This is a genomic window from Rubellimicrobium aerolatum (assembly GCF_017872975.1).
Lineage (GTDB): Bacteria > Pseudomonadota > Alphaproteobacteria > Rhodobacterales > Rhodobacteraceae > Rubellimicrobium > Rubellimicrobium aerolatum.
In genome coordinates this window covers 38,541-51,666 of record NZ_JAGGJP010000019.1, presented here as the reverse complement: position 1 = coordinate 51,666, position 13,126 = coordinate 38,541, and the positions used below count along the sequence as shown (strand labels likewise).

At 72.2% G+C, this 13,126-nt stretch carries 10 protein-coding genes; 7 read left to right on the top strand and 3 right to left on the bottom strand.

The genetic code is table 11. The features are described 5' to 3' along the window. Positions 1 to 423: 423 nt before the first annotated feature. The gene (locus J2Z33_RS15840; protein WP_209842844.1) at positions 424 to 1,098 is read left to right on the top strand and encodes a recombinase family protein; all 675 of its coding nucleotides are present in this window, start codon (positions 424 to 426) and stop codon (positions 1,096 to 1,098) included. A gap of 333 nt (positions 1,099 to 1,431) precedes the next feature. Here J2Z33_RS15840 and J2Z33_RS15835 read toward each other — a convergent pair whose 3' ends face one another. Continuing rightward, positions 1,432 to 4,044: a DUF4082 domain-containing protein gene (locus J2Z33_RS15835; protein WP_209842842.1), complete on the bottom strand. Its 2,613-nt coding sequence runs from the start codon at positions 4,042 to 4,044 to the stop codon at positions 1,432 to 1,434. A gap of 194 nt (positions 4,045 to 4,238) precedes the next feature. On the opposite strand from J2Z33_RS15835, the gene J2Z33_RS15830 reads away from it, so the two are divergent. From J2Z33_RS15830 to J2Z33_RS15820, 3 genes are all read left to right on the top strand, one after another. After that, positions 4,239 to 5,465: a putative DNA modification/repair radical SAM protein gene (locus tag J2Z33_RS15830; RefSeq protein WP_209842840.1), complete on the top strand. Its 1,227-nt coding sequence runs from the start codon at positions 4,239 to 4,241 to the stop codon at positions 5,463 to 5,465. 89 nt (positions 5,466 to 5,554) lie between these two features. Next, positions 5,555 to 7,000, top strand: a complete 1,446-nt coding sequence (locus J2Z33_RS15825) for a UdgX family uracil-DNA binding protein (RefSeq protein ID WP_209842858.1) — start codon at positions 5,555 to 5,557, stop codon at positions 6,998 to 7,000. A 150-nt stretch (positions 7,001 to 7,150) separates the two neighbouring features. Beyond that, positions 7,151 to 7,450 (top strand): ATP-dependent Clp protease adaptor ClpS, encoded by a 300-nt coding sequence (locus J2Z33_RS15820; protein ID WP_209842838.1) that lies wholly within the window; start codon positions 7,151 to 7,153, stop codon positions 7,448 to 7,450. A gap of 320 nt (positions 7,451 to 7,770) precedes the next feature. On the opposite strand, the gene ychF is transcribed toward J2Z33_RS15820, so the two are convergent. Next, positions 7,771 to 8,868 (bottom strand): redox-regulated ATPase YchF, encoded by a 1,098-nt coding sequence (ychF, locus tag J2Z33_RS15815; RefSeq protein WP_209842836.1) that lies wholly within the window; start codon positions 8,866 to 8,868, stop codon positions 7,771 to 7,773. A 119-nt stretch (positions 8,869 to 8,987) separates the two neighbouring features. Between ychF and J2Z33_RS15810 the strand changes: the two genes are divergently transcribed. Continuing rightward, positions 8,988 to 9,350 carry a VOC family protein gene (locus tag J2Z33_RS15810; protein WP_209842834.1) on the top strand — a complete coding sequence of 121 codons (363 nt, stop codon included), beginning with the start codon at positions 8,988 to 8,990 and terminating at the stop codon, positions 9,348 to 9,350. A 254-nt stretch (positions 9,351 to 9,604) separates the two neighbouring features. Here the strand turns inward: J2Z33_RS15810 and J2Z33_RS15805 are convergent, their stop codons facing one another. Further along, positions 9,605 to 9,799 (bottom strand): hypothetical protein, encoded by a 195-nt coding sequence (locus tag J2Z33_RS15805; RefSeq protein WP_209842832.1) that lies wholly within the window; start codon positions 9,797 to 9,799, stop codon positions 9,605 to 9,607. A 276-nt stretch (positions 9,800 to 10,075) separates the two neighbouring features. Between J2Z33_RS15805 and J2Z33_RS15800 the strand changes: the two genes are divergently transcribed. Both J2Z33_RS15800 and trpA read left to right on the top strand, forming a co-directional pair. Continuing rightward, positions 10,076 to 10,513: a VOC family protein gene (locus J2Z33_RS15800; RefSeq protein WP_209842830.1), complete on the top strand. Its 438-nt coding sequence runs from the start codon at positions 10,076 to 10,078 to the stop codon at positions 10,511 to 10,513. 1,801 nt (positions 10,514 to 12,314) lie between these two features. Continuing rightward, the gene (trpA, locus tag J2Z33_RS15795; protein WP_209842828.1) at positions 12,315 to 13,106 is read left to right on the top strand and encodes a tryptophan synthase subunit alpha; all 792 of its coding nucleotides are present in this window, start codon (positions 12,315 to 12,317) and stop codon (positions 13,104 to 13,106) included. The last annotated feature ends 20 nt before the right edge of the window (positions 13,107 to 13,126 follow it).

Sequence of the window (13,126 nt, the reverse complement as noted above, 5' to 3'; positions counted from 1 at the left end):
CTTCGATCTCTTCATGGTCTCTCTCCGTCTCCTCGGCCCAAGCCTAAACTGGAAAAGTCCAGCTCGGCGCGGTCCAGAAAACGGGCAGCAGGTCAATCGCCAAGGCTGTCGTGACGGTGCGGAGCAAGGACACCGAGGAGAGAACCCCCCGGATGTTCTCCGCAGCACCGTGAGAGGGCAATCATGTCTAAGGCTTCCCGCGTGAGTCCCCCGTGTGGGGGTGGGGCCTGATGGGCGAGGGGCGAGGCGGCATGAGGCAGGCGGATGTTGCTTGGATCGGGCGCATCGCTCCCCGGCCTTGAGGATGGGCGCTGCGCCGCCCCCGCCCGTCGTGTCTGACCCCTCTTTGTAACACTCACAACGAACGTTGACGTTTGCAACAGCCTGCCCTAAACCTCTTGTCACAGGCACAGGGGTTCAGCGATGCAGCGTTATGTAACTTACTTCCGGGTCAGCACGAAGGAGCAAGGCCGGTCAGGGTTGGGCCTTGAGGCGCAGGAGCGGGACGTGAAGCTGTTCCTTGAAGGATTTGCCGATGTTCCGTGGGAAGTGATGGGCACCTTCACGGACGTGCAGAGCGGGACCGAGGACGAGAGGCCCGAGCTAGGAAAGGCACTGGCACTGGTCCGCCAGACAGGTGCAACGCTGCTGGTTGCCAAGCTCGACAGGCTGTCCCGCAAGGTGTCGTTCATCGCCCCCCTCATGGACGACCCAAAGGTGCGCCTACGGGTTGCAGTCATGCCCCACGCGGACAAGTTCCAACTTCATATCTATGCCGCTCTTGCCGAGCAGGAACGGGAGTTCATCAGCGCTAGAACCAGGGCCGCTCTTGGACAGGCCAAAGCCCGTGGCGTGAAGCTCGGGGGGCTGCGGGACAAGACAGATGCCCGGAACGTCGCTGTCCAGGCTCAGGCCAGGGCCAACGCGGAACGGGTCGCCGGGATCGTCCAGCCCCTGCGGTCACAAGGGGAGACCTTGCGGGCCATTGCGGATGCGCTGAACGGGGCTGGGGTGTCCACCGCGCGGGGCGGAACGTGGTCGGCCTCGCAAGTCCAGCGGGTGCTTGAACGGCTGGCAGGCGGGGAAGTCCTCCCGTGACCCCTTATCCACCGGGGTTCTACACCAGCCTTGCCAGAGGCGCGACGAAAGCCTTACAAACAAGGGGTCCGAAGCCAAAACCGGGGCGTTCAATCCTCTCTCGCAGCACCATCTTTTTCCTCGTCCTTTCAAGAAGACGCACTGCGGCAGCGTATTGGATCCCTTCGCGTTCGGCACCGGGGTTCACCGCCGCCCGAACACCCGAACGGCACCGCCGTTCGCCGATGGCGCGGGGGCGATGCCTGGGGCGCCGTGCCGGTCACGCCCGTCGGCTCATCCGCCACGGTCCCGGAACGGATCGGGCCGGCGGCCGGGCCCGCGCGGCGGGCGCCGTCACGGCGGCCCGGACGCGAGATCCTCGGACTGCCGCAGATCGACATGGGCCTCGGGGACCGTCGGGCGGAAGCTCAGGTCCACCCAGTAGTTCGACGACACGAAGGTCTCGGAGGGCGCGACCAGCGCACCGCCGTAGCGGAAGACCCCGTTCCCGCCCGGAGCCGCGTCCGGCAACGCCCGGATCACGCCGAAGGGGTCCGAGAAGGCCCCGTCCTCCACCCCGTCGAAAGCCGCCTCGTTCGCGGCGGCGAAGAACCCCGATGTCGCCAGGTAGTCGTTCGCCGTCAGGTAGGACACGATGTAGCCCGTCCCCGGCTCCAGCGGCACCGGCTCGGGCAGGGTCCCCTCCTGCCAGCCGACCTGCCCCGACCCCGAGGCGATGGTCGCCGTCCCCAGCAGAGCGCCGTCGCCGTCCCGCCACAGGTGCCCCAGGCGGATGTCGGAGTCGCCCGCGTCCGCGTCGGTGCGCCAGTAGCGGATGCCGGTGGCCTCGCCCGGCAGGCCGACCTGGAACCTCATGCCGAGCTGCACCGACCGGCCGTCGTCGAAGACCACCGTGTCGGCCTGCGGCGGACGGGTCGCCTCGAACAGGCTGAAGGTCGCGGGCCGGAGCGGGGCCGTCACCTGCACCCGTCCGCCGTCGAGGGCCAGCCCGGCGACGTTCAGGCTGTCGTCTATCGCCCGCGCCCGGATCTCGTGCGGCCCCTCCGCCTCGGGCTGCCAGGCGTAGCGCCAGCGCGTCGTGCCCTGCGCCGGGTGCCAGCTCCGGCCGCCGTCCACCGAGACCTCGACCAGCGCCACCACGCCGTCCGTCGTCGCCGGGTCGCCGTCGTCGTCCGTCGCCGTCCCGGTCAGGAGGACGGGCGACTGCGCCGGGACGTGCGTGGGCAGCCCGTCCAGCGTCGCCCGCGCGCCCGCCCGGTCGGTCGAGGGCCGGGCCCGGGCCAGCCCCGGCTCGGGCGTGGCGGGCTGGACGCCCATGTCGGCCAGCAGGTTGACGGTGAACTGCTTGATCGCCGCGCTCTCGGCCCGGGCGTCGTAAGGCGACCCGTCATGCGCGTCGCTCAGGCCCCAGGACCAGAACACCGTCCCCGCCCCGAACACGAGCGCCCCGCTCTCGGCCCGGTAAAGCGTGAGGTTGTGCGTGGCCCGGCCCGGTGCGGCGAGGTTGCCCATGTCGTTGACGAGCTGGCCCCAGGGCAGGACCGTCTCGGACAACTCCACGAGGCCCGGCGGCCGGTTGGCGTCGTCGGGGACCAGGTCCCATTCGTAGCCGATGATCCCCGGCGCCAGGTCGAATTCGCCGTCCGCCGCCGCCGTGTTCCGCCAGACCCGCAGCGCCCCGTGCGAGGCGGGCACGTCCAGCGCGCCCCCGAACTCGCCGGTCCCGTCGGCCACGAAGAACTGCCCGGTGAGCGCGTTCTCCGCGCAATGGCAGTTGGGATAAAGGCCCGAGATCGGATCGGGCGCGGTGCCGCCGGCGATGTAGGTGCCGGCCTCGTCCCGCGCCCGCAGGAAGCGCGTGTCGCGCCACGTCCCCGTCCAGATGCTTGAGGGATCGAGGTTGGCATAGTCCTCGGGCGCGGCGTTGGGGTCGGCGTTGGCCCAGGTTTCCTTGTAGCAGACCAGCGTGCGGTGCGCCGTCCCGTCGGCGCTGATCGACGCCTCCCAGCGGGTCTTCCAGTAGACCTCGTTCCCCGACCAGAACAGCAGGTGGACGCCCGCGTCCCGCGCCGCCTCCACGTTGGCCCTCTGGTCGCCCGACCAGTATTCGTCGTGGCCGACCGAGATGAAGGCGTCGTATTTCAGCAGGTAGTCCGCCCCGAGCCGGTCGGTGTCCACGCCCGAGATGTAGGACACGTCGTAGCCGTTCTCCTCCAGCCACGAGATCGCGGCGTAGTCGGCGCCGAACAGGTAGTTCTGCCCGCCCCAGGCCGCGCCGCCGCCGCCGCGCGTGATGAAGGGCCGGTTGTAGCTCAGCGCATAGGCGCGGTTCTGCGCCCCGAGGCCCGGATCGGCCACCGGCGGGTGGTTCACCCGGCCCGAGGGGTCGCCGTAGAAGTTCGGCCCCGCCTCGCCGTTGTTCCCCGCCCAGGCGTTGTAGGCGTGCCACGTCGTGTCCGAGGTCTGGAGCACGATGTCCGCCGCCCGGTCGTCCTCGCGCACGACGAACGGGATCTGGTTGGTCGCCCCCTCGACGGGGGCCCCCTCCGCGTCGAGCCGCTGGAGCCGCGCGAGATAGACACCCGACACCGCGTCGGCGGGCACCACCCATTCGTCGGTCACCGACCAGTTGCCCGCGTCCACCAGCGCCCGCGCCTCGTCCCAAAGGGGCGGCGGCTGCACCGTGCCGTCGGGGTTCAGGATCTCGGCCACCTCGCGCGCGCCCGCGCCGCCGTAATGGCCCAGCCGAAAGATCTCCATCCGATAGGGCAGGTCGTCGGCCGCCGCGCCGTTCACGTTGACCTTGAAGCGGACCGCCTCGCCGGCATCGACGCTGAACTCGGTCGCGAAGCCCTCGATCTGGTCGCTCTGGGGCGCGTCCCAGTAGGACTGCTCCGCGCGGCCCTCCAGGACCGCGTTCTCCAGGGCGATCACGCCTTCGATCATGCGCGCCTCCGCTCCTCCGTCCTCGCCCGGCCAGCCGCCCGCTCCGGCGCGAAGGCCGGTCGCGCGCGGACGCCCGATGGAGCGTGGAAGGACCATAGGCCCGCCCGCGCGCCGCATCATAGCCCCGCCGCGCGGCCCTAGGCAACTTGCCGCACATGGTTGCCCCGGGAGGGCCGGAACATTACCTGAACGCCATGACCACGCTCAGCCTCCATGACAAGCTCGCGATCCTCTCGGACGCGGCCCGCTACGACGCCTCCTGCGCCTCCTCGGGAACATCCCGGCGCGACTCGCGCGATGGCAAGGGCCTGGGATCGACCGACGGCAACGGAATCTGCCACAGCTTCACGCCGGACGGCCGCTGCGTGTCGCTGCTCAAGATCCTGATGACCAACTTCTGCGTCTTCGACTGCGCCTACTGCGTCAACCGGGTGTCGTCGAACGTCCAGCGCGCCCGCTTCACCCCCGAGGAGGTGGTGGAGTTGACGCTCGAATTCTACCGCCGCAACTACATCGAGGGGCTGTTTCTGTCGTCCGGCATCATCAGGAGCCCGGACGACACCATGCGCGACATGGTGCGGATCGCGCGGACGCTGCGCGAGGAGCACGACTTCCGCGGCTACATCCACCTCAAGACTATCCCCGGCGCCGACCCCGACCTGATCGCCGAGGCCGGCCGCCACGCCGACCGCCTGTCGGTCAACATCGAGCTGCCCACGGAACAGGGCCTCGCCACCTTCGCCCCCGAGAAGGACCCCGGCACCATCCGCCGCCACATGGCCGACATCCGCCTCCGTCGCGAGGCGGCGCAGGACCGGACCCACAGCGGCAAGCCCGCGCCCCGATTCGTCCCCGCCGGCCAGTCCACACAGATGATCGTGGGCGCGGACCCGACCGACGACGCGACGATCCTCAAGCAGTCGGCCCGCCTCTACGGGTCCTACGGGCTCAAGCGCGTCTACTACTCCGCCTTCTCGCCCATCCCGGACTCGAGCGCCAAGCTCCCGCTGGTGAAGCCGCCGCTCCTGCGCGAGCATCGGCTCTACCAGGCCGACTGGCTCATGCGCTTCTACGACTTCGCGCCCGAGGAGATCGCGGGCGAGGGCAACCTCGACCTCGCCATCGACCCCAAGCTCGCCTGGGCGCTCCGGCACCGCGAGCGGTTCCCCGTGGAGGTCCAGCGCGCGCCCCGCGAGATGCTGCTCCGCGTCCCGGGCTTCGGCACCAAGACGGTGGACCGCATCCTGCGCGCCCGCCCGCACCGGACGCTCCGCTACGACGACCTCCTCCGCATGGGCGCGTCGCTGACCAAGGCCCGCCCCTTCATCACCCTGCCCGACTGGAGCCCCGGCGCGCTCCTCGACAGCGAGGGCCTTCGCGCCCGCTTCGCTCCCGAGCCCGAGCAGCTTTCGCTGTTCTGAGGCGTTCCGGCCACGACCTGGGACCCCTTCCCCCTCGGGGGCGTTTTCGCCATGTTGCGACTCGGATGCGCGAACAATACATGAACATGATGCCCCATGTGACGCTCCCCAAGGTCGGCACCGCCGAGGCCTGGCGCGAGGCCGCGCGCGCCTGCCTCTCCGCGCGCATCCCGCCCGAGGCGATCACCTGGAGCCGCGGCCCCGCCGAGTCCGTCCTCTGGGCCGAGGACGAGCCGCCCCCCGCCGCCAAGGCCGGCGCGATCCGCGTCCCGGAAAGCTTCGTCCACCTCGCCGCCCAGGTCTGCTGGCACGCCCACCCCGAGCGGTTCGCCCGCCTCTACGCCGTGCTCTGGCGGCTGCGGACCGAGCCCACGCTCATGCGGGACCCCGCCGACCGCGACCTCCTCGCGCTCCGCCAGATGGAGCGGGCGGTCCACCGCGACCTGCACAAGCTCAAGGCCTTCGTCCGCTTCCGCGAGATCGGCGACCGCACCGCCCCCCGCCGCCGCTTCGCCGCCTGGTTCGAGCCCGCGCATTTCACGCTGGAGCCCGCCGCCCCCTTCTTCGCCCGCCGCTTCGCCGACATGGACTTCTCCATCGCGACGCCCGACCTGATCCTCCACTGCGAGGACGGGGCGGTGCGCTTCGAGGACGGAGCCGAGAAGCCCGACCTGCCCGAGGACGCGGCCGAGGATCTATGGCTCACCTACTTCCGCCACATCTTCAACCCGGCGCGCGTCAAGACAGCGCGGATGCTGGCCGAGATGCCCAAGCGCTACTGGAAGAACCTCCCCGAGACCGCCGCCATCCCCGACCTCCTGGCCAACGCCGAGACCCGCGTCCGCGACATGGCCGAGGCCGCGCCGACCCGCGCGCCCTTCTACGCCAAGGCCATCGCCGCCCGCCCCAAGGCTCCCGCGTTGCTGCCCGAGACCGGGAGCCTCGCCGCCCTCCACGCCGAGGAGGCCGCCTGCGCGCGCTGCCCGCTCCACGCGGACGCGACCCAGGTCGTCCCCGGCGAGGGGCCGCCGAACGCCGCGCTCATGCTGGTGGGCGAACAGCCGGGCGACCAGGAGGACCTCCAGGGCCGCCCCTTTGTCGGCCCCGCCGGCCAGCTCCTCGACGACATCCTCGCCCAGGCGGGGCTCGACCGGCGCGAGCTGTTCCTGACCAACGCCGTCAAGCACTTCAAGTTCGCGCTCAAGGGCCGCCGCCGCATCCACGCCAGCCCCGCCAGCGGCGAGATCGCCGCCTGCCGCTGGTGGCTCCGCCAGGAGATCGAGCTGGTGCGCCCCCGCCTGGTCGTCGCCCTCGGCGCCACCGCCGCCGAATCGCTGACCGGCTCGCGCGAGGGCATCCTCAAGCGGCGGGGCACCATCGAGGAAGGCCCGGAGGGCCTGCCGGTGTTCCTGACCGTGCACCCGAGCTTCCTCCTCCGCCTCCCCGACCCGGTGGCCCGCGAGATGGAGACGGAACGGTTCCGCCAGGACCTCCTCGCCGCGCGCGAGCACCTGGAGCGGCTGATGGCGGCCTGAGCGGGAGGCGCCGCAGGGGGGCGTCGCCCCCCGTCGCTGCGCGACTCCCCCCAGGATATTTGAAGCCAAAGAAGGGCCAGGAGCGAGTTCCGATCGGGCCGGAGCGCGCTACCTTTCCGCCCGACCCCGCTTCAGCCGCGCGACGCGCCCATGCCCGAGACCGTCCTCCTCCCCAAGCCCGAGACGCGGACCGGGCGTCCGCGGCTCTTCAAGGTCATCCTTCTCAACGACGACTTCACGCCCCGCGATTTCGTGGTGAAGGTGCTCAAGGCGGTGTTCCGCATGACCGAGGGCGAGGCCCTGGGCGTCATGCTCACCGCCCATCGCAAGGGGGCCTGCGTCGTCGCGGTCTACACGCAGGAGGTCGCCGAGACCAAGGCGCGGCAGGCCACCGACATGGGCGCGCGCGCGGGCTATCCCCTGGCCTTCACGACGGAGAAGGAGGGGTGACGGGCTGCGTCACGGAAGCTCCGCCCCGTCGCGCCTCCTGCTCGCAGCCTTCCTCGCTGGAAACCAGCCCCCGGATGGTTCTCCGGGCGCCCGGAACTCCTCGGACGTCCGACGTTGGAAGAAGAGCCGGAAGCGACCCCCCCCCCCGGTCGCCTGGGGCGCCAGGGGTGGCCTCCTTCAGCACGGTCATCGGCGTCCCCGCCTGTCCCGTGACCCCGTCCTGCCCGACTCGGGTCGACAAAGGCCTGACGCCCTTCTTCAGCACCAAACATCCCGGGGGTGAGGCCCGGCACGGGCCGAGGGAGCAGAGCCCCCTGCCCTTACGTGTTGAACAGGAAGTGCATCACGTCCCCGTCCCGCACCACATATCCCTTCCCTTCCAGCCGCAGCTTGCCCGCGTCCCGCGCCCCGGACTCGCCGCCATTCGCCACGTAGTCGTCGTAGGCGACCGTCTCCGCCCGGATGAACCCCTTCTCGAAGTCGCCGTGGATCACCCCGGCCGCCTGCGGCGCCAGCGTCCCCGCCGGGATCGTCCAGGCCCGCGCCTCCTTGGGGCCGACCGTGAAGTAGGTCTGGAGATGCAGCAGCTCGTAGCCCGCCCGGATCAGCCGGTCGAGCCCCGCCTCCTCCAGCCCCATCGTCTCCAGGAACTCCGCCTGCTCCTCGGGCGGCAGTTGCGCGATTTCCTCCTCGATCCGGGCCGAGATCACCACGTGCGAGTTGCCCTCGGCGGCCGCCATCGCGGCGACCCGCGCCGACAGGGCGTTGCCCGTGGCCGCATCTTCCTCGGCCACGTTGCACACATAGAGCACCGGCTTGGCGGTCAGCAGTTGCAGCAGCCGCCACGCCCGCCGCTCGTCCTCCGCGACCTCCACGGTCCGCGCCGGCCGCCCCTCGGACAGCGCCGCCTGCGCGCGCTTGAGCAGCCCTTCCTGCTCCAGCGCCTCCTTGTCGCCGCCCTTGACCTTGCGCGCGAGGTTCTGGAGCCGCCGCTCGACCGATTCCAGGTCGGCCAGCATCAGCTCCGTCTCGATGGTCTGGGCGTCGGCCACCGGATCGACGCGCCCCTCGACATGGGTGATGTCCCCATCCTCGAAGCAGCGCAGTACATGGGCGATGGCGTCGGTCTCGCGGATGTTGGCGAGGAACTGGTTCCCCAGGCCCTGCCCCTGGCTCGCGCCCTTCACGAGGCCCGCGATGTCCACGAAGGTCATCCGCGTGGGGATGATCTGGCGGCTCTTGGCCAGCCCCGCCAGCTTGTCCAGCCGCGCGTCGGGCACCGCCACCTCGCCCACGTTGGGCTCGATGGTGCAGAACGGAAAGTTCGCGGCCTGCGCGGCGGCGGTGCGCGTCAGCGCGTTGAACAGGGTGGACTTGCCCACGTTGGGCAGCCCCACGATCCCCATGCGAAAGCCCATGTCGCCCTCCGTGGCCAAAACGCCGCGCTTCTAGGGCGGCCCGCGCCCGACCGCAAGCAAGGCTTGAGAACAAAACAGGAACGACGTATACTTGGGCGCCTCATGGAAAGGAATCGGTCATGACCATTCCCCGCCTCCTGCTTGAGGACCCCCGCCCCGACCGTCGCTCCGACGCCCGCCGCGCCTACGCGGCGATCTTCCGGCCGAGTGGGGCCGTCGTCTACGCCGCCCTGCGGACGCCCAGGGGCTGGCGCACGATCACCGACCCCGCGCGGGACGCGCCGCCGCCGGGCGCGACCCTCGCCGTGACGCTCTGCGGCCCGGCCGAGGGGCGGCGCGTCTTCGATGCCCTGGCCGAGGGCGGGGCCATCGAGACCCCGTTCCAGCCCTCCGCCTGGTCGCCCGGCTTCGCGCGGCTCACCGACCGCTGGCGCACGGGCTGGATGCTGGACAGCCTGCCCGCCCCGCGCGGCGGCGCCTGATCGACGGGGGTGGCCGCGCCCCCACCCGGCAGCCCATGAGACCCGATGACGGCCGAGCCGATGAGGTCGGCCATGAACTCCCCTGGCGGGTGCCCACGACGTTCGCCGCCTCGACCTCCGGAGACCCGAGGCTCCCGGCCAAGGCTGGCCCCGGGACCCAAGCGCGTCCCGGGCCGACCGTCCGCGACGGCGACCACTTCGGACAGTCGTCCACCCTCGGCGCCCGACCCCGGATCGGCCGGCTCCGACCCACCTTAGAGCCCGGCGCGCCGATCCGCCTGCTTCTGCCAGATGATGATCCAGGCGAGCAGGACGAAGATCGGATGCCCCAGCCCGCCGGAGAAGATGATGGCGGGAAGCCAGAACAGGAACACCACGACGGCGAGGATCGGCCGACCCGCGAGGAGGATCGACAAGGGCGGGAGGAGGAGGGCGAGCACGTAGTTCATGCTCCCTGATCTAGGGACCGCCCGTGCCCGATTCACCCCGCATCGGCGGAAAAATGACGTGAGGGCAAGTCGGCACTTTGGAACGTAACGGGAACATGATACTCGGATCCCACGCCGCCGACTCGCCCGCGCCCCACGAACGGCGCGCACGGGGAACGGCGCGCACGGGCCGACCTTCGCCCGGGACCACCGCCGGGCTCCGCTCCCGCTTGGCCCGAGGCGGGACCTTTCCGGCCTTTCGCCCCGACGCCCGATCCCACCCTCGGAGGACCGACCATGACCCCGATCCCCTACCTCTTCTTCCCCGGCACCTGCGAGGAGGCGCTCCGCGCCTACGCCCGCGCCTTCGGCTCCCCCGAGCCCGAGCTGATGCGCGAGGCCGACGCCCCGCCCGGCGCATCCATGGGCGGCGAACCGCACCATGTCCTGCACGGCTGCGTGCGGATCGGCGACGGCCTGCTCTACGCCTCCGACTGGTCGCAGGCGCGGCCCATGGCCGGCAGCTCCATCTGCCTCACCGCCCCCGACACGACCGAGGGGCGGCGCCTCTTCGACGCCCTGTCCGGCGGCGGCGCGGTCGAGATGCCTTACGCCCCCACCTTCTGGTCCCCCGGCTTCGGGGCCTTCACCGATGGCTGGGGCACCCGCTGGATGATCGACACCGCCCCCCAGCCCGCCGCCCAGCCCGCCGCGCTCCCCGAGGCCGTGGCCTGACGTCAAGGGTGACCCCAAGGGCCGCCGCGCCGGCTCGCGGCGCGGCGGCCCCCTTGCGGCAAGGGACGACCGCCGGGCGGGGCCCGCCGCTACCGAACCGCGCGCCGCCCGGCGAACATCGGGCCGTCGAGCCGGGCGGGACCGCCAACCGCCCGGCTCCCGCGGCCCCGTTCCGAGATCCACGGACTCCAGGCCGCCCGGTCCGTGGCGCCCGGACATATTGGCCCTTCCCCTCCCGCACGCGCGCCCAGGCCAGCGACGAGATACTGGCCGCACTCGTCTGCCGGCCAACCTCCTCTCCCCGCCCGAAGGTGCGGGAAGCGCCATGCCAACGCCCGCACCCTCAATGGACTGCGGGCGTCCTCTCCCCGCGCGTGGGTGCGGGGAGCACCTCGGCCTTGACGGCATTGGATCGGAGGCCTCCTTCCGCACCCGTGCGCGGGGCGGCAGCCTCGCAGGCGTCGCAGAGGCAGGCGTCGGCGGGGCTGCCGCCCCGCGCGCGGGGCAGCGGAGGCCGGGGGCGAGGCGTATCGTCCACCTGCTGCCTCCTTCCGCACCCGCGCGCGGGGCAGCGGCGTCTACACGGGCGACCTCGTGGAGATCGGGCTCCGCCTCCTTCCGCACCCGCGCGCGGCGCAGCGGGGCGTGCAGTGACGGACCCGCCGATCAACGCGTCCCCTCCCCGCAGCGTCCCAGGCCAGCGGCACCCTCCCGGGAGTCCGCGCCGCCCTGCCCGCATGTCCCTCCCGCTCCCATCGCTTCCGCAGGGCGGGCTTCGGCCCGCCACGCCACCAGCCGGCCCGGGCGACGGCGGGCGCCATCCCCATCCCCACGCCCCCCCCCCGCCAGCGCCGCTTCGACCGGACGACGCACGGCCGCCGTTTCGCCACCTTCCATGACCGGCGGCCCCTCCATCCCGAAGGCTGCGCCCAGCCAGCCGCCATGGCCCGGAGGAGTGTCGATCCGGCCTGTCGCCCTCCTGGCGGATCACGGCGGGCGCTTCGGCTGGGATGGCTCGCCACGGGACGGGCAGCGCATGGGCAGGGCTGCGGCGAGGGCGACGAGGATGGCCTGCCGGACGTCGGTCACGCTGGGCCAAGGCGGCGGGCCAAGGATTCGCCCTTTCCCGCCCGGCTTGGGTCAGGCTGCGGGGCGGCAAGGACGCAAGGGCGGTCATGGTTCCAGGCGCACGTCGCTGACCCTCCTCATGAATCGGGCGCCGACGCGCCGGATGCGACGGCGGCAGGAACGGCTCCAGCCGGCGCTCAGGTCCACTGGCCAGGGTCCGTCCCAGCGCCATCGCTGGTGAGCCTGTCCGCCCACGTCGGCAGCGGAGTCCGCGCCAGCCTCGATCGTTCCGCTCGGATCGCCGAAGGAGCGCTGGCCCGGAGGTTCCCGACGCGGAGGCATCGGGGCAGGCCCGGGCGGGGTCCGCTGGCCCCAGCGGCTCGGCCCCGGGCGGCGGGGTTCGGGCGTGCCGGATCGTCGAGATGGCGCGCAGGTCGCGCGACGCCCGGCCGACGCGAGCCAGCGTCCCGGCCGCCATCGGCCCGGGCGCGGCCCGTGCGTCGGACCGGAGCGCGTGGCCGGCGTCCGGCCGTCCCCATCCTGGATCGCCCATGCCCACCCGGCCTTCCGGACGCGCCCCGTCCGCGCGCTCCCGGCCCGGAGCGCCGCCGCCGCTTCGGCAAGACGGTCCTCCCGTCCCGGGGCCCCCTCGGCCGGCGCCCCGCCGGCCGTCCGGGACCTTGCCTTTCGCCGCGTCCTGACGCATCCCCGTTCCAAACGGGGGCCCAGGCAGATGACACGGATCGACGACACCTTCGCGCGGCTGCGCGCCCAGGGGCGCAAGGCCTTCGTGGCCTACGTCATGGCGGGCGATCCCGACCACGAGACCTCGCGCGAGATCGTGCTGGGCCTTCCTGCCGCCGGCGTGGACATCATCGAGCTCGGCCTCCCCTTCACCGACCCCATGGCCGACGGCCCGACGATCCAGCTCGCCGGGCAGCGGGCCCTTGCCGGGGGGCAGACCCTCGACCGGACGCTCCAGATCGCCCGCGACCTGCGCGCGACCGGGGACCAGACCCCCATCGTGCTGATGGGCTACTACAACCCCATCCATTCGCGCGGGGTGCCGCTCTTCCTCGAACAGGCGCGCGAGGCCGGCATCGACGGCCTCATCGTCGTGGACCTCCCCCCCGAGGAGGACGAGGAGCTCTGCCTGCCCGCCCAGGCCGCGGGCCTGAACTTCATCCGCCTCGCCACCCCCACGACCGACGACCGCCGCCTGCCCCGGGTGCTGCGGAACACCTCGGGCTTCGTGTACTACGTCTCGATCACCGGCATCACCGGCGCCGCCGCCGCGCAGGCCGCCGACGTGGGCCCCGAGGTCGCGCGCATCAAGGCGCAGACCTCCCTTCCCGTGATCGTGGGCTTCGGCATCCGCACCCCCGAGGCCGCGCGCGAGATCGCCGCCGTGGCCGACGGCGCGGTGGTGGGCTCGGCCATCGTGGCCGAGATCGCGCAGGGCCGCAGCCCCGCCGAGGTGCTGGCCTTCGTCCGCTCCCTCGCCGAGGGCGCCCACGCGGCCTGACCTCCCGGGCTCGATCCCGG

Coding starts and splice junctions, on each gene's coding strand:
- J2Z33_RS15805 (WP_209842832.1), bottom strand. CDS start 9,799: ATGAACTACGTGCTCGCCCTCCTCCTCCCGCCCTTGTCGATCCTCCTC.
- J2Z33_RS15825 (WP_209842858.1), top strand. CDS start 5,555: ATGCCCCATGTGACGCTCCCCAAGGTCGGCACCGCCGAGGCCTGGCGC.
- J2Z33_RS15835 (WP_209842842.1), bottom strand. CDS start 4,044: ATGATCGAAGGCGTGATCGCCCTGGAGAACGCGGTCCTGGAGGGCCGC.
- trpA (WP_209842828.1), top strand. CDS start 12,315: ATGACACGGATCGACGACACCTTCGCGCGGCTGCGCGCCCAGGGGCGC.
- J2Z33_RS15830 (WP_209842840.1), top strand. CDS start 4,239: ATGACCACGCTCAGCCTCCATGACAAGCTCGCGATCCTCTCGGACGCG.
- ychF (WP_209842836.1), bottom strand. CDS start 8,868: ATGGGCTTTCGCATGGGGATCGTGGGGCTGCCCAACGTGGGCAAGTCC.
- J2Z33_RS15810 (WP_209842834.1), top strand. CDS start 8,988: ATGACCATTCCCCGCCTCCTGCTTGAGGACCCCCGCCCCGACCGTCGC.
- J2Z33_RS15800 (WP_209842830.1), top strand. CDS start 10,076: ATGACCCCGATCCCCTACCTCTTCTTCCCCGGCACCTGCGAGGAGGCG.
- J2Z33_RS15820 (WP_209842838.1), top strand. CDS start 7,151: ATGCCCGAGACCGTCCTCCTCCCCAAGCCCGAGACGCGGACCGGGCGT.
- J2Z33_RS15840 (WP_209842844.1), top strand. CDS start 424: ATGCAGCGTTATGTAACTTACTTCCGGGTCAGCACGAAGGAGCAAGGC.